This is a genomic window from Rhodococcus aetherivorans (assembly GCF_011058165.1).
Taxonomy (GTDB): Bacteria; Actinomycetota; Actinomycetes; order Mycobacteriales; family Mycobacteriaceae; genus Rhodococcus; species Rhodococcus aetherivorans.
On sequence record NZ_JAALEG010000079.1, the window covers coordinates 14,073 to 29,281 of the forward strand.

Consider the following 15,209-nt stretch of genomic DNA (forward strand, 5'->3'; position numbering starts at 1 on the left):
CCGCCGCGGGGCCGGCGCCGCGGCCATCGGCACCCTCTCCTCATCGGGATGCCTCGGTCCCCGACGGGTGCGTCCCATACGCCGGTGGCGGCGGTGCAGGTGCCCGGGCCGCTGATAGCCCCGTTATTGGCCTAAAGATTGCCATACATGCAGCCGATAACCGATATTGTGCCGCCTCGAACGCCAGGAGCACGAGACAGATGTGCTTCAGATCGTGTCGATGTACTGGCCCAACTCGTCGAGATCGGACGTGGTGTCGAGCAGTTTCTTGCTGCGCAGGACGGTTCGGGCGGTGTCGAGGTAGCGACGGATGAGTGGGCCGATGGTGTCCTCGCGGTAGGCCAAGGCCAGGGGCACGGACACTGTCGGAGATCTCAGCGGTCGGTAGGTGACACCGTTCATGCGCAGGTGCCGTACCGACTCGGGCGCGAGGGCGACCCCGAGGCCGGCGGCGACGAGGGCGACCAGGGTGGAGGTCTCGGCCACCTGTTGCCGGACGGTGGGAACGAAGCCCGCCTGCCTGCACGCGGTGATCAGGGTGTCGTGCATGGTCGACGGGGAGCAGTAGCCGATGAATGCCTCGTCGGCGAGATCGTGGAGGTCGATCGTGGTGGCGCTGGCCATGGGGTGCTGTACGGGCATGACCACCAGCAGGGGTTCGTTGCGCAGCAGTTCGACGACGATGCCGGGCGCGTTCACCGGGGGTCGGAGCAATCCGACGGACAGGGTGCCATCGAGCAGGGCCTGAACCTGGGCCGGGGTGAGCATCTCGCTGCGCAGGGTGAGCTCCACCAGCGGGTTGCGTTCGCGGTAGGCACGGACCAGGTTGGGCATCAGGTCGTAGGTGGCCGAGCCGGTGAACCCCAACGACAATGCTCCCATTTCTCCGCGGTCGGCTTTGCGCGCCGAATCCACGGCGTCCTCGCTGGCGGCGAGCAGGGCGACGCAGCGGTCGTAGAACACCCGGCCGGCCTCGGTCAGGGCGATCGAGCGGGTGGTGCGCGCGAGCAGTCGCACGCCGAGTTCGCGTTCGAGCTTGCGGATCTGATGGGAGACCGGGGACTGGGCGATGGACAGCCGCTCGGCCGCCCGGGTGAAGCTGCCCTCGTCGACAACGGTGACGAAGTACTTCATATGGCGCAGCTCCATACCCCAGTCTGACATTCAGATGGAAGATATCTCAATAGCTGAACAAACAGGTGTTAGACATCTAGGTTTCTGCCTCCTAGCCTCATCTTCGAGAGCTGGATCACACCGACCCCGGACAGTGACGGGCCTCTCGTTCCGGTGGGACCGCGGGCTGGGCGTTTCTCACCTCGTCGCACTTGTGGAGGAGAACACGTGAAGGTCAACCTGTTCCTGCAGGCGCCGTACCGGTACCTGCCCGACGACTTCGAGACCAAATACGAGTCGGTGTGCAGCATCCCGTACTCGCTCGTCACCCGGGACGGGATGTACTCCTCGATCCGGGACTTCATGGACGAGCTCATGCTCGGGGCCCGCAGCGGCTACGACGGCGTCGCGGTCACCGAACACGGCCAGAGCAGCTACGACATGGTCCCCAACCCCGATCTGATCTCGAGCGCGCTGGCCTACATGACCGAGACCGAGGGACTCGACGTCGCCGTCTACCCGATGGGCCGCTCTTTGGGCAAAGCCCGCGAGCCGCTCCGGGCCGCCGAGGAATACGCGATGATCGACGTGATGAGCGGCGGCCGCCTGGTCGCCGGACTGACCGTGGGTCTGAGCTACGACGCCAACATCAACAACGGCATCCCGCCGATCGAGGTCCGCCCCCGGTTCGACGAGAACCTCGAACTGGTCCTGCGGGCCTGGCGCGAGCAGGAACCGTTCGCCTGGAACGGCCGCTACACCCAATATCCGATGGTGAACATGTGGCCGCGGCCGCTGCAGGAGAACGTGCCGGTGTGGATCACCGGCATCGGCAACCCACGCACCATGCGGATGTGCTTCGACCGCGGCTTCGGGTTCAACTACCTGAGCTGGTTCGGCGCCAAGCTGACCGGCAAGCGCATCTTCGACCGCATGTGGGAACAGGCCGACGAGGCCGGCGTCGCCCGCAATCCCTACCGCATCGGGTTCCTGCAGACCATCGCCGTCGCCGAGACCGACGAACGCGCCGAGACCGAGTACGGTCCGCACGCCGAGTACGCCTTCCGCAAGGGCCTGGGCTCGATCCCGATCGAGAAGCTCGGCCTGCCCGGCGCCATCGACATCAACGGCGTCAAGGCCCTGATCAAGGACCCCGGCGACTTCGGCCTGTACCACCGCATGCGCACCGCCACCTTCCGCGATCTGGTCGAGGCCGGTGTCGTGGTGGTCGGCAGCCCCGACACCGTCGCCGAACAGCTGCTCGCCTTCTGCCGCGAATACGGCATCGGCAATCTGCACGCCATGCTCGGCTTCGGCTCGCTGCCCCGGCACCTGGTGATGAAGAACATCCACCTGTTCGCCGAGGAGGTCCTGCCGCGGCTGCGCACGCTGTGGACCGACACCGACCACGAACACCACTGGTGGCCGAGCCGACTCGGCGGCACCCCCATCGCCTACGACATCACCGCCACCACGAAGGCAGGAGCGAACGCCCGATGAGCACCACACCCACCATCACCGAACAGACCGTCGACGTCTGGGGCGGCCGGCTCGCCATCACCGTCAAGGTCGCCGGCGCCGGCGCACCGCTGCTGTATCTGCACCCGGCCGCCGGTCTGGCGTGGGATCCGTTCCTGTCCCATTTGGCCTCCCGGTACACCGTCTACGCCCCCGAATTCCCCGGCACCAGCGAGGGCAACCCGTACGCCATCCACACCATCGACACCCTCAGCGACATGGTGCTGGCCTACGAGGAGCTGGTCCGCACCCTCGGGCTCGACCATCCCGTGGTGATCGGGCAGTCCTTCGGCGGCATGCTCGCCGCCGAACTCGCCGCCACCTTCCCCACCCTGCCCGACAAGCTGGTCCTGCTCGACCCGATCGGGCTGTGGACCGAGACCGCCCCGGTCGCCAACTGGATCGCCACACCCCCCGACCAGCTACCGGCCCTGCTGTTCCACGACCCGGCGAGCCCGGCCGCCCAGGCGATGCTCGCACCCTCCGACGACCTCGCCCAGCAGCAGGCCGCGGCCGCGGCGATGGTGTGGGCGTTCGGCTGCACCGGCAAGTTCGCCTGGCCCATCCCCGACCGCGGCCTGCGGCACCGCCTGCACCGCATCACCGCACCCACGCTGATCGTGTGGGGCCGCAACGACAGGCTCATCTCGGTGGACTACGCCGATCAGTTCCACAAGCTCATCGCCGACAGCACCGTCACCATCGTCGACGACTGCGGCCACATCCCCCAGGTGGAAAAACTCGACGACACAGTCGAAGCCGTCGACAAATTCCTCCTCTGACCCGAGCAGGCACCGGTGTCCTCCCGACCGGGTCCCCGACCTCCCAGGAAACCGACCATGACCACAACGCTGCAACCCCCCGCACGCGATACCCGACCGGCCGACGAGCACGAGGTCGATGCGACGACGATCCGGCGGGCCATGGGCCGCGTGCCCACCTCGGTCGCCGTCGTCACCGCCCTGTGTGACGGGGAACCGGTCGGCATGACCATCGGCTCGCTGACCTCGGTATCGCTCGATCCACCGTTGGTGGCGTTCTTCGCCTTCTCCGGATCATCGACGTTCGACCAGCTTCGGCGCTGTCGCACATTCTGCATCAACGTCCTCGCCGAGGATCAAGCCGAGATCTGCCACGGCTTCGCTCGACTCGACGGAGCGAAGTTCGACCTCGGTGAGTGGGAATATCACCACGGAATCCCCACCATCAAGAACGCCGTCACCACGGTGCTGTGCGAGCAGGACCATGTTTTCGAAGCCGGGGACCACCTCGGCATGATCGGCCGCGTCACCGACGTCGACTTCAGCGACAACCGGCCGTTGGTGTACTACCGCGGGCAGACATCCCAGCTTCACAGCTCCGGCTCCTGGGAATGATCGGTCCGGCCGCCTCCATGCCTGTCGGGGCGTGACCGGCAAGTCTGGATTCTTCGTCCGCTTGGATTCGAGGCGGCCGCATACGATGCACCGCAAGCCTCTCGTGCCCGATCTCTCCAAGCGGTGAGAGTAGACCCGGGACCGGGCAAGTTCTGGTTAGAGCCGGTTGCCGTTGGTGGCGTCGATGACCTGCCCGGTGATCGCACCGGCGGCGGCGCTGACGAGGAAGGCCACGATCGCGGCGATGTCCTCCGCGGTGGCGAGTTTTCGCAGTGCAGTGGTGGACGCGGCGGTGGTGCGGGCATGGTCGTCACCGCGAAGCCAGTGCGCGTTCATGTCGGTATCGAGCGCGGCCGGCGCCACGGCGTTGGCGGTGATGCCTCGTTCGCCGACGTCTACGGCGAGGGCGCGGGTGAACACCTCGATCGCCCCCTTGGTCATGGCGTACCTGATGACGTCGGGTCTGGCGTAGCGGGCGGATCCGGAGGAAATGTTGACGATGCGACCGCCGTCGTGCATCCGGGGCAGGGCATGCCGAGTCACGAAGAACGGGGCGCGCTGGTTGAGTGCGACCAGACGGTCGAAATCCTCGACAGTGACGCGCTCGAGCGCTCCGCGCCGACTGATTCCGGCGTTGTTGACGAGGATGTCGAGCCCTCGGTCGAGCCCGAGACCGTCGAGCGCGGAGTCGAACTCCCGCATCAGCTCTTCAGGCCCCTCGGGTCGGGACAGGTCGGCCTGGACCGCAGCCGCGAGGCCCCCGGCAGCCGTGATGCCGTCGACCACCGCAGCGGCGGCCGTCCGATCGGATCCGTAGTGGACGATTACGGCGGCACCGGAGGCGGCCACCGCATCTGCGATGGCCGCCCCGATGCCGCGGCTGGCCCCGGTGACCAGCGCGACTCCTCGGCCCGTGTGCATTCCTACTGACGAGCTGCGAGGTCGAGGGCGATGTCGGCGATGAGGTCTTCCTGCCCACCGACCAGCCCGCGTTCACCGACGGCGAGCACGGGCGGACGGAGGTCATCCGGGGCCACCTTTCGTTGGGACTGCGGGGCGGGAGCGGCGGGGTCTATTCGTCGACGGCGACGGCGGTAGTAATTCCGAATCCTGCTATCCACTCGTGGATTTCGCGGTAGAAGGTCGAGGTGACGCGGTACTTCCCGGCGGCGCTCATTGCCGCGTACGCGGCGATCCAGGTGCGCACTTCGTGGGAGGAGTGTCCGGCCTGTTCGACGAACCAGTCGTTGGTCCACGCGTCGATCTGCTCGAGGTCGCCGGAGGCGAGGACGTCGAGCAGGTGCCGGTCCCATTCGGGGTTCAGTGGCTGGATGGCGGCGGTGCCGGCGGCGAAGTCCCGCCCGGCGGTGATGACGCGCTGTTCGCGGGCATCACGTTCGGCGGCACTGGGATTGCGGCCGTCGATCAACCGCTCGCGCACTTCCTCTGGCGCGGTGGCGAACTGCGGGACCGGCGGGTCGTGGGACAGGCCGCCGGATCCGACGAACAGCACACGCTTGTCCAGCTTGGCAGCGGCCCGCCCGACCGTCTCGCCGAGCAGCCGTACCCGGCTGACCGGGCCGAGCGGTTCGGCGACCGAATTGATGAAGATCGGCACGGTCGGCACGGCGGTGATCGATCCGACCAGCAATTGGAGTGCTTGGGCGAATCCGTGGTCGACGTGCATGCGTTCGGAGAATGCGACGTCGATGCCGCTGTCGAGGACTTCGCGGGCGACTGCGTAGGCGGCGTCACGGTCGACGTCGAGAGGGCCGGCTTCGGTGCCGTAGTCGCCGACGGACTGCGCGGCGGCACCGATACAGAACGGCGGCAGCAGGTCGTAGAAGACGCCGTTGTAGTGGTCGGGGGCGAAGATGACGATGAGATCGGGGGCGAAGTCGGCGACGAACCGGCGCGCGTGGTCGAATGCGGCGTCGACGGCGTCGATGACTTCCTGTTCGGGGTCGTTGCGTCCCATCAGGGGGGAGTGCGACATCGCGCACAGCGCTACAGGCATCGCGGCGGTCTCCTTGCTGCTGCTTCGGCGCTTTCTCTCCGGGGGTCCGGACGAGAGCGCAATAGGTCGGGTAAGTGGGATCCGGCCGGTGCCGCCCGGGTTGCAGGGGTTGGCGGCACCGGCCGGGGTCTGTGTCAGCTGCGACCGAGGAGGAAGTCCAGATGCAGCTTGTTAAAGGTCTCGGGGTCCTCGTACTGGGGCCAGTGGCCACAGTTCTCCATGATGGCCAGCTTGGCGCCCGGGATGTGGGAGGCGATGCGCTTGGCTTCGTCGACCGGACCGGAGGGGTCCTTGGTGGTCCACAGCACCATCGCGGGCACCGTGATGCCGTTGAGAGTGGCGTCGGTGATCATGTTCCGCTTGCGGGTTTCGAGGTCCTGCAGTGCCATGTTCATCTCGCAGGCCTTGAGCCAATCCGGCTGCTGGAAGATGGCCTGGCGGGTGCGGATCAGGTCGTCGGTGACCATGGTCGGGTCGGCCATGAGCCATTCGAGGCGTGCTTTGACGCGTTCCCAGCTCGGGTCCTTCGCCGCTTCCATCGACAGGGTATAGAGACGTTCCATCACCTGAGGGTTGGCCATGGTGCCGCCCATGGTGTTGAGCACGATCCGGTCGACCTTCTCGGGATGGTCGTGCGCGAACTGGGCGGTGACCCAGCCGCCGAGAGACTCCCCGGAAAACGAGGCCTTCTCGACGCCGATGGCGTCCAGGAACTGCAGCACGTGGTCGATGTAGTGCTTGATCTCGAGCGGGTGGTCGGGCTTGGTCGAGTAGCCGTGGCCGATGAAGTCGATTGCCCAGACGTTGAAGTGCTCGGAATGCGAGCGCAGATTGCGCACGTACGCCTCGGCGTGGCCGGTGATGCCGTGCAGCAGGATCAGCGTGGGCTTGGACGAGTCGCCGGCGTGCAGGTATCGGGTCCGGTAGGGGCCGGCCTGGATGAATCCCTGGCTGAACTCGACCTGGTTCAGGTCGTCCCAGACGCTGGTGTAAGGACGGGTCATCGGTTCTCTCCCTCGACTGTGGTGGTGCGGGTGGCGGAAGCTGGTGCTGCATCCTCGGCGGTAACGTGCGGAACGACGATCGGCACGGCCCGGGTGCTGTACTGCGGCTCGTTTGTGCCGCTCGGGTTCCCGTTGTCGCTGGCCGAGTGGTCGAGGACCGCGGTGAGAGCGTTCTCGAGGCTGGTGAGCGCTTCGGTGTCGTCCCAGACCGGAGCACTGTGTCGCCACGCGACGTAGCCGTCGGGCCGCACGAGCAGGGCGCCGGCCTCGTCGATGTCGCGGACCCGCCGCCAGTATCCGTAAGGGTCGATGGTGCCGGGTTCGCCGACAACGACGGTCCGCAGGAACGGCAGGTCGAGTTTGGCGGCGGCACGCTTCCATGCCTGGCCGCCGAGTCCGGTCAGCAGGGTCATCATTCCCTTGCCGGTGACGTCGAGGGTGGAGATGCGGGTTCCGTCGGCGCCGACCAGCCACGCATGCGGCAGCTTCGCGCCCGGCCGGGTGGTGGCCTGCAGGTACAGCTCACGATCGCGCACCCACACTTCCTCGCCCGCCTCGGGGTCGGGAACGACCGCGGACGAGGTGTAGCGCTGGTTGAGTTCGACGCCCTGGGCGTTGAATTCGGCGTTCTTCACCTCCAGCGCCTCGTACAGCCGCTCACGCAGAGCAACACCTTCGGACGAGGGTTCCTTCAACTTTGCCAGGCCGGCGGCGACCGGGTCGTCGCTCTCGTGATCGAACCATTCGCGCAGCCCGGCGTAGTCCTTGCGGGACTGGTTGGCGCGAGCGACGATCTGTTTGCCGACCGGAACACGCTCAGGAGAGTAGGACTCGAGCAGACCCGGTCCTGCATACCCCTTCACGACGAACGCGATCTTCCATGCCAGGTTGAACGCGTCCTGCATGGACGTGTTCGAGCCCAGCCCGCTGCTCGGCGGATGCCGGTGCACCGCGTCGCCGCCGCAGAACACTCGACCGGACTGGTAGTGCTCAGCCCACTGCTGGTTGACGTACCAGAAGGACCTCGACACGATCTCGACGTCCAGGTGCGGGTCGCCGACGAGGGTCCGGATCTGTTCGAGGACAACGTCGTCGGAGACATCCGGCTCGCCGTTCGCCATGTCGAAGCCCCAGCCGGCGATCCACTGGTCCCACGGTCGGATCGCGCGCAGCAGACCCATGCCGATCTCACCGAAACCGGCCTTCGAGTTGACGATCCAGTGCAAGATGCTCGGCCGATGAGCGACATATTTGCTCAGGTCCGCGTTGAACAGGATGTACGCGGTACCGGCGCGGGCGAGTTCACCTTCGAACGGAAGCCCGATCTGTTCGGCGATCTTCGATCGTGCGCCGTCGAAACCGAGCAGGAAGCGGGCTCGCTGGGTGAACACGGTGCCCGAGCGGACGTCGCGGAACCGGACGGTCACCCCGTCCTCGTCCTGGGCGTGGTCGAGGTATTCGGTGTTGAAGCTGATGACCGCACCACGTTCGGCGGCGTTCTTGATCAGCACCGGCTCCATCAGGGGCTGCGGAATGTCGAGCATCGTGCAGGGGCTTCCGGACAGGTAGTCCCCGTAGCGGATATCGCCCGTACCCCAGGTCTGCATCCGGACGATCTCCTCGCCGGCCAGGCTCGTGGTGAACAGCGTGTCGCCCATCTGGTCCCACGGGGTGGCGTAGTTGCGCGCCTCGTCTTCGACGCCCAGGTCACGCAGCACTTCGACGGCGCGCTGGTTGGTGATGTGCGCGCGCGGCGAGTTCGCCACCCAGGGGAACATCGAGACGGCGTGAACGCGGATGCCGTAGCTGGCCAGGGCAAGCGCCGCTGTGCCACCGGCGGGGCCGAGGCCGACGATCACGACGTCGGTGTCGTAGGAGGTGCGGTCGTGGTCACTCATGTCTGTCATCACTTCACTTGTCGAGGACGCGCAGGGATGCTGCGGTGTCCGGAACTGTCCGAGTCGAAAATGTTTCGTTGTCAGGCATTTTCGGTGTGGAGGTGGCCTGGTCGCGAGTGAGCTGGCTCGCAGCGCCCTTGCGCCCCCAGCCGCCGGGCAGCAGGATCACCGAGACGATCGAGATGGCCGAGACGATCAGCAGGTAGGTCACGATCGAGTTGCTGGTGTTGGTGGAGGCGTACAAGGCGGTCGCGATCGTCGGGGCGAACGCGGAGCCGGCGACCTGGGAGATGGTGTAGCCGATAGAGACACCGCTGTAGCGCACGTCCGCGTCGAAGACCATCGTGAACAGGGAGCCTGTCACGCCGGCGGCGGGGGCCATTGCAATTCCGAAGACCAGCACCTGCGCGGCCATGAACAGCCACGGGTTGCCGGTGTTGATCAGTGCGAAGGCGGGGGCGATCACCACACCCATCGCGGCGGCGCCGAGCAGGTACATGGTCTTGCGGCCGAAAGTGTCGGACAGAGCGCCGAACACGGGGTAGAGGAGGACGGCGACGATGCCGGCGACGAATACTCCGGCCAGGGCGAAGGTGCGGCTGATCCCCGCGACGGTGGTGCCGTAGGAGACGAGGTAGGCCATGCAGATATAGGCGAACACTCCTTGGGACAGGTAGGTGCCCGCGATGAGGAGAATTTCCTTCCAGTGCTTGCGGAACGCTTCGGCGATCGGCATTCGCACCACGGCGCTCTGTGCCTTCACCTCGGCGAAGTCGGGGCTTTCGGCCAGGGACAGGCGAATGAACAGCCCGATCACGATCAGCACCGCGCTGAACAGGAACGGCAGTCGCCAGCCCCAACTCAGGAACTGCTCGTCGGGCAATTGGGAGACCGCGAAGAACGCCAGGGTTGCGACGCTGGTCCCGGCGGGTGCCCCCATCTGGGAGAAGGATCCGAAAAAGCCCTTCTTCGCGGTGGGGGCGTGCTCGACGGCCATCAGGGTGGCTCCACCCCACTCGCCGCCGACGGCAAAGCCCTGCACCAGGCGCAGCAGGGTCAGCAGGATGGGGGCGGCGATCCCGATTTGGGCGTAACCGGGCAACAATCCCATCAGTACGGTGGCCGAGCCCATTCCGACCAGGGAGATCACCAGCATCTGCTTGCGGCCGACCCGGTCACCGAAGTGCCCGAACACTATGCCACCCAGCGGACGGGCGAGGAACCCAACGCCGAAGGTCGCGAACGACAACAGGATTCCGATCGCGGACGAGACATCCGGGAAGAACAACTCAGGGAATACCAGCGCGGCCGCGGTGCCGTAGATGAAGAAGTCGTAGTACTCGACGGTGGTACCGATGAAGCTGGCCATCGCTACCCGCAGCGGTGAGGTCTTCGTCGGGGAGGTAGGTGTGGTGCTCACGGTCGGGCTTCCCCGATCTGTGGGCGGAAGTGGGCTCGTGCCCCGAAGGACGATGCGTGCGAAGCGGTCGTCATGGCCGCTCCTTTCTTCTGGGGATGTTCGAGAGGGGTTCTCTGGAGAATCTTCGAGAGGGAGCACTCAACTAGAATGCTAGACGTCTAGTTCAGACGCTACTCGGGCATAGAGGGTGACGCAAGTCTCTGGATGAGGGTAAAGGTGATCGACGGCGCGCCGGCCCTCTGGGGCGAGACAGGGGTCAGCGCGGAGGGTGCCGGTGGATCGTCGGCAGCGCTACGGCCGAGAGTCCCCCCTCGGCGTAGGTGGCGCGATAGCGGAGCCGGTCGATGGCCCGGGTATCGGGGTCTAGCTCGGCAGCTGGGCGTTGGATTCGTCGCGGATTACTGCGATGGTGCCGACGATGTGGCGTTCCATGGCCTCGCGGGCGGCAGCTGCGTCACGGTTGCGGATGGCCTCGGTGATTTCGTGGTGGTCATGCTGCCGGTCGGGCAGTGCGCTCGAGAGCGGGTTGGTGATGCCGGTGGTGTTGATCAGGAAGTCCGACAGATCCCACATTCGCTGGCTGGTCTCCTCCATGATCCGCGAGTGCGCCATCGCGTGGATGGCCGCATGGAACTCCCGGTTGTGCACGCGGTACCCGCGGGCGCGGACCACCGGGTCGTGGGAGGTGATCAGGGCGTCGACCCGCGCCGAGATCAGGTCCAGCTCCAGCAACTGGGCCTCGGTCCGCCGGGAGGCCGCTACCGCGGCGATGGTCCCTTCGAAACCGCCGAACAGGGTGTAGAAGTCTTCCACTTCGCGCGGGGCGTAGGAGACGACCTCGCAACCGACCTGGGGGACGATGTGGACCAGCTTGTCGCTGGACAGGCGGCGCAGAGCGTCCATGACGGGCTGCTTGCTCACCCCGAACTCTTGCCGGATCGACTCGACGACGATCTTCTCGCCTGCCGCATAGCGCCCTTCGAGCAGCCGGTTCTTCAGAATGTCGTACAACGCGGAGGACAGCCGCGCCCCCGAGGTGCGGACATTGGCGAGCAGGGCGGCGGCCTCACTGCCCGGCTTGGGGCCGGTGTCGGTGGTGGTCATCGAGTCAGGCTTTCCGTCGGCGTCCCGGACATGGCTCCCCCTTATGCCGCGGCGCTCACCGCAACAGCTTGCATTCTAGTACTTGTGGTGTGAGTCACTGTGGGTTACCTTCGTCTGGAACGCTAGCATTCCAGACCTGATGGACGGGGCATCGTGGCCAACCTCGGGGTTAACGCCGGAGGGCACGCCGTACGCGCCATATCCCGGCACCCGGACATGCGCCCTCTGCGGGCGACAGGCCGAGCAGTGCCCTCGGCAACGCGGGCCACATGCAAGGAGAAGAACATGGAATTCTGTATCGGTACCTGCGCCAAGATCGATCAGGTCGCAGTGGTGAAACGGGCCGAGGACCTGGGCATCACACACTTCGGCGTCGGCGAAGGCCCCTTGCTGTTCTCCGACCCTTACCAGTTCCTCGCCCTTGCCACCCAGCACACCAGCACCATCAACCTGGGCACCATGGTCACCAATCCGCTGACCCGGATCGCCCCGGTCACCGCCAATTCGATGGCCACCCTCAACGCCCTGGCCCCCGGCCGGACCTTCCTCGGCATCGGCACCGCCAACAACGCCCTGCGCTCGATGGGCAACCGCACCGCGAAGATCTCCGAACTCACCCACGCCATCGAAGTCTCACGAGAGCTGATGGCCGGCCACCGGGTCACCCACCATTGGCTCGGGCAGTCCCGGGAAGTGGAGTTCCTCGACAAGGACAGTGGCTTCTACAACGTCACCGACCACATACCAATCTGGGTCGCGGCCGGCGGACCCCGCGGGCTCGCCGAGGCGGCGAAGTACGCAGACGCCGTCGTCTACTGCCTCGGGCCCGACACCGACATGATCGGCCTGATCCGCCGCGAACTCGACAAGGCGGTCGCCGATGCCGACCGGGCACCGGGTTCGGTCAAGCTCGTCTCTCTGTCGTGGTTCTACCAACTCGGCAACGGGGAAACCTGGGAAGACGGCGTCACCAACGGCTTCGGTTCCGGCCCGATCAGCTCATGCATCACCAACGCCGGGCTGATGGACCAGCACCGCGAAGAGCTCGGCGATCCGATTGTCGACGCGTCCCTCACCGCCGCCCAGCAGTACCTCGCTGACCCGAAGACCCCGGACCAGCCGCACTACCTCGATGTCTGGGCGAAATACCTGCGCGGACTCGATCCCCGACACCGTCCGATCATCACCAAAGAACTCGTCGACTACTGGTGCCTGTACGGATCCCCCGCCGACCTGCGCGAGAAGGCGGCCCTGATGCGCGAGGCCGGCGTCGACATACTCCAGGTCTTCCTGTCCAACCCGTTCACCGCTGCCCGCGACATCGACAACATCGGGCACTCGATCCTCGCCCACGCCTGACCGCCCCCACCCTTTCCCAGCCAGGAGCTCTTGATGGAACTCGACCCGCGCACCACCGCCGTCGTGGCAGTGCACTGCCAAGGCGACATCGTCGGCCCCACCGGCGCCTTCGCCGACTTCTTCCACCAGCAGGTCACCGTACGCCACGTCATCGACCAGATTGCCGCGCTCATCGCCGCCGCCCGCACGGCCGCCGCAACCGTCGTCTACACCCGGGTCGCGTGGAAGCCCGACTTCTCCGATCTCGAGGTCAATTCACCCCTGCTGGGCATCGTCGCTCAATCCGGCTGCCTCAAAGAGGGCAGCGAACTCGCCGAGATCGTTGAACCGCTCGCACCGCACGGAGATGACATCGTGCTCACCCATCAGCGCATCGGCGCGTTCGCTCGTACCGACCTCGACACCGTCCTGCGCGAGAAGGGCATCACCACTCTCGTCTTCGCCGGAGTGGCCACGAACGCCTCCGTCGAGGGCACTGCCCGGGTGGCCAGCGATCTCGGCTACCGGGTGGTGATCGTCGAAGATGCATGCTCCGCAGCCACCCCCGCAGCGCACCACGCGAGCATCGACTCACTCGGACTGCTGGCCGAGATCAGCACCGTCGACGAGGTCCGCACCGCCCTGACCGCGACGGTCACCGGCACCCGCGCCTGATCACACCGAAGCTCGCTTCGATGCGGGCACATGACCGCGCCGTACATCCCCACCTATAGACCGCGACCAAACACACTAAATATCAGGAGTTTTCGTACATGAAGTCCACCATGCGTGTGGCCCGCCTCCACGAGATCAATCAGCCGATGCAGATCGAGGACCTCCCTGTTCCCGAGCCACGGCCGACCGATGTGCTGGTACAGGTCAAGGCATGCAACGTCGTGCCGAACCTGAGCAACGTCCTGGCCACCTACAGCGAATGGTTCCCCTATCTGCCGCTGCCCAAGCTCCCCGCCGTCTTCGGTCTCGACTCTGCCGGTGTCGTCGCCGCCGTCGGCAGCCATGTCACCGACGTCGCCGTCGGTGACCGGGTCTACGTCAACCCCGGCATCTCCTGCGGCGGCTGCCGCGCCTGCCGGCAGGGCAACGATCAGAACTGTGACCGCTATACCTTCATGGGCTACTTCTCCTTCGGCGCCGACGGCCAGAAAATGTTCGACGCCTACCCCTATGGCGGCCTCAGCGAGTATCTGACCGCACCCCAACGCAATCTGGTCAAACTGCCCGACACGGTCAGCTTCGAGGAAGGCGCCCGCTTCGGCTATCTCGGCACCGGCTACTCGGCACTGCGCAAGGCCGGCGCCGGCCCGGGCACCACGGTCCTGATCGACGGCATCTCAGGAACTCTGGGCCTGGGCACCTGCCTGAACGCCCTCGCGCTCGGCGCGACCCGCATCTTCGGCACCGGCCGCAACGCCGGCCTGCTCGACGACGTCCGCGCGATCGCCCCCGACCGCATCCACGTCCTCCCCGCCGGGGAGGGTGAGCTGCGCAGCTGGGTGCACGAGCACAACCACGGCGAGGGCGTCGACATCGTCATCGACGCCCTCGGTCCCGGCGCCCCTGCCGAATCGTTCCTCGACGCCATTACCACCCTCCGTCGCGGTGGCGTCGCGGTCGATATCGGCGGCATGATGGAACGCCCACCGCTGGATATGTTCTCGCTGATGTGCCGGCAGATCAGCGTGCTCGGCAGCTTGTGGTTCTCCACCGCCGAAGCCCAGGACATGGCCGACCTCGCTGGCGCCGGGGTCCTCGACCTCTCGGTCTTCGAACACCACAGTTTCCCGCTCGAGAAGATCAACGAAGCACTCGCAGACCTGCCTGCCCGACATGGCGGATTTTCGAACTTCATCAGCGTTCCCTGAGGTGACACGCGAAAGATAAGAGCGAGACTCGGTGCAGATGGCCTTTGCGATGAAGATGCGAAGGTCATCTGCATTCAGCGCCGGTAGCTACGCGCGCATTGCAGGTTCAGTGCCGATAGCCGAAATCATGTGAGTCTGGAGATAGCAAAGCTCATTTCCCACTGCGATCCACTTCCTGCCGAACTCCATGATCGTCCTCCTGTCGTCGGTGCGCCCTGTTGCGCACCACCAGCCGTGGTTCCCACGCGTGAAACCTCGGGGAGACCGACATCAGCGAGTTCTCATGATCGAAGAAGGGATCGATGCGGTGCCGCGAATGGACAAAAGGGATAATCGAGCGGCCGCGCGGATTCCCCCGATCCGTGCGCCGTCCCGAGAGAAAGAGACACACATGAAGATTCGTCGGCTCATCGCCACCGCGGCCGGGTGCGCTGCCCTCGTCGTCGCCGCTCCGGCCACCGCGAACGCATTCTCGCTCGCCGACCTGCTGCCCACCGGATCCGCGGATTTCCTGTTCCCGCAGCCCGCCCCGCCGGCT

Annotated in this window: 13 protein-coding genes and 1 pseudogene; 6 read left to right on the forward strand and 8 right to left on the reverse strand. The window is 66.1% G+C overall.

Annotated features, from left to right (window positions below):
- Positions 1–207: 207 nt before the first annotated feature.
- Positions 208–1,164 (reverse strand): LysR family transcriptional regulator, encoded by a 957-nt coding sequence (locus G6039_RS23725; protein ID WP_080688475.1) that lies wholly within the window; start codon positions 1,162–1,164, stop codon positions 208–210.
- 177 nt (positions 1,165–1,341) lie between these two features.
- Between G6039_RS23725 and G6039_RS23730 the strand changes: the two genes are divergently transcribed.
- From G6039_RS23730 to G6039_RS23740, 3 genes are read left to right on the forward strand one after another with little or no spacing between them, the layout of a single operon-like run.
- On the forward strand, positions 1,342–2,613 hold the full coding sequence (locus tag G6039_RS23730) for an LLM class flavin-dependent oxidoreductase (protein WP_043797920.1): 1,272 nt from the start codon (positions 1,342–1,344) through the stop codon (positions 2,611–2,613).
- A complete protein-coding gene (locus G6039_RS23735) occupies positions 2,610–3,413 on the forward strand; it encodes an alpha/beta fold hydrolase (RefSeq protein ID WP_043797917.1) in 804 nt (267 codons plus the stop codon). The genes G6039_RS23730 and G6039_RS23735 overlap by 4 nt, the downstream gene beginning before the upstream one ends.
- Before the next feature lie 57 nt (positions 3,414–3,470).
- Complete coding sequence (locus G6039_RS23740; RefSeq protein WP_051446006.1) at positions 3,471–4,007, forward strand: flavin reductase family protein; 537 nt, start codon at positions 3,471–3,473, stop codon at positions 4,005–4,007.
- A 156-nt stretch (positions 4,008–4,163) separates the two neighbouring features.
- Here the strand turns inward: G6039_RS23740 and G6039_RS23745 are convergent, their stop codons facing one another.
- The 7 genes and pseudogenes from G6039_RS23745 to G6039_RS23775 form a co-directional block, all read right to left on the reverse strand.
- Positions 4,164–4,928, reverse strand: coding sequence for an SDR family oxidoreductase (locus tag G6039_RS23745; protein WP_043797914.1), 765 nt, complete (start codon positions 4,926–4,928; stop codon positions 4,164–4,166).
- A gap of 2 nt (positions 4,929–4,930) precedes the next feature.
- Positions 4,931–5,032 (reverse strand): annotated as a pseudogene (locus tag G6039_RS23750) (hypothetical protein); the annotation flags it as partial.
- Positions 5,033–5,079: 47 nt separating this feature from the next.
- A complete protein-coding gene (locus G6039_RS23755) occupies positions 5,080–6,024 on the reverse strand; it encodes a 3-carboxyethylcatechol 2,3-dioxygenase (RefSeq protein ID WP_006938974.1) in 945 nt (314 codons plus the stop codon).
- A gap of 134 nt (positions 6,025–6,158) precedes the next feature.
- Positions 6,159–7,028, reverse strand: a complete 870-nt coding sequence (locus G6039_RS23760) for an alpha/beta fold hydrolase (RefSeq protein WP_006938972.1) — start codon at positions 7,026–7,028, stop codon at positions 6,159–6,161.
- A complete protein-coding gene (locus G6039_RS23765; protein ID WP_231385877.1) occupies positions 7,025–8,926 on the reverse strand; it encodes an FAD-dependent monooxygenase in 1,902 nt (633 codons plus the stop codon). Before G6039_RS23765 ends, G6039_RS23760 begins: the two co-directional genes overlap by 4 nt.
- 13 nt (positions 8,927–8,939) lie before the next feature.
- Positions 8,940–10,295 carry an MFS transporter gene (locus G6039_RS23770; protein ID WP_050034913.1) on the reverse strand — a complete coding sequence of 452 codons (1,356 nt, stop codon included), beginning with the start codon at positions 10,293–10,295 and terminating at the stop codon, positions 8,940–8,942.
- Between the two features lie 414 nt (positions 10,296–10,709).
- Complete coding sequence (locus tag G6039_RS23775; RefSeq protein ID WP_006938967.1) at positions 10,710–11,450, reverse strand: GntR family transcriptional regulator; 741 nt, start codon at positions 11,448–11,450, stop codon at positions 10,710–10,712.
- Between the two features lie 285 nt (positions 11,451–11,735).
- Here G6039_RS23775 and G6039_RS23780 point away from each other — a divergent pair, with 285 nt between their 5' ends.
- The 3 genes from G6039_RS23780 to G6039_RS23790 all read left to right on the forward strand — a co-directional run bounded on the left by G6039_RS23780 (position 11,736) and on the right by G6039_RS23790 (position 14,671).
- A complete protein-coding gene (locus G6039_RS23780; RefSeq protein WP_043797907.1) occupies positions 11,736–12,809 on the forward strand; it encodes an LLM class flavin-dependent oxidoreductase in 1,074 nt (357 codons plus the stop codon).
- Positions 12,810–12,842: 33 nt separating this feature from the next.
- Positions 12,843–13,463: a cysteine hydrolase family protein gene (locus G6039_RS23785; RefSeq protein ID WP_006938964.1), complete on the forward strand. Its 621-nt coding sequence runs from the start codon at positions 12,843–12,845 to the stop codon at positions 13,461–13,463.
- A 98-nt stretch (positions 13,464–13,561) separates the two neighbouring features.
- Positions 13,562–14,671, forward strand: a complete 1,110-nt coding sequence (locus G6039_RS23790) for an alcohol dehydrogenase catalytic domain-containing protein (protein ID WP_006938963.1) — start codon at positions 13,562–13,564, stop codon at positions 14,669–14,671.
- Positions 14,672–15,209: the final 538 nt, after the last annotated feature.

Coding starts and splice junctions, on each gene's coding strand:
- G6039_RS23735 (WP_043797917.1), top strand. CDS start 2,610: ATGAGCACCACACCCACCATCACCGAACAGACCGTCGACGTCTGGGGC.
- G6039_RS23775 (WP_006938967.1), bottom strand. CDS start 11,450: ATGACCACCACCGACACCGGCCCCAAGCCGGGCAGTGAGGCCGCCGCC.
- G6039_RS23725 (WP_080688475.1), bottom strand. CDS start 1,164: ATGTCAGACTGGGGTATGGAGCTGCGCCATATGAAGTACTTCGTCACC.
- G6039_RS23765 (WP_231385877.1), bottom strand. CDS start 8,926: ATGAGTGACCACGACCGCACCTCCTACGACACCGACGTCGTGATCGTC.
- G6039_RS23760 (WP_006938972.1), bottom strand. CDS start 7,028: ATGACCCGTCCTTACACCAGCGTCTGGGACGACCTGAACCAGGTCGAG.
- G6039_RS23755 (WP_006938974.1), bottom strand. CDS start 6,024: ATGCCTGTAGCGCTGTGCGCGATGTCGCACTCCCCCCTGATGGGACGC.
- G6039_RS23790 (WP_006938963.1), top strand. CDS start 13,562: ATGAAGTCCACCATGCGTGTGGCCCGCCTCCACGAGATCAATCAGCCG.
- G6039_RS23780 (WP_043797907.1), top strand. CDS start 11,736: ATGGAATTCTGTATCGGTACCTGCGCCAAGATCGATCAGGTCGCAGTG.
- G6039_RS23745 (WP_043797914.1), bottom strand. CDS start 4,928: ATGCACACGGGCCGAGGAGTCGCGCTGGTCACCGGGGCCAGCCGCGGC.
- G6039_RS23785 (WP_006938964.1), top strand. CDS start 12,843: ATGGAACTCGACCCGCGCACCACCGCCGTCGTGGCAGTGCACTGCCAA.
- G6039_RS23740 (WP_051446006.1), top strand. CDS start 3,471: ATGACCACAACGCTGCAACCCCCCGCACGCGATACCCGACCGGCCGAC.
- G6039_RS23770 (WP_050034913.1), bottom strand. CDS start 10,295: ATGGCCAGCTTCATCGGTACCACCGTCGAGTACTACGACTTCTTCATC.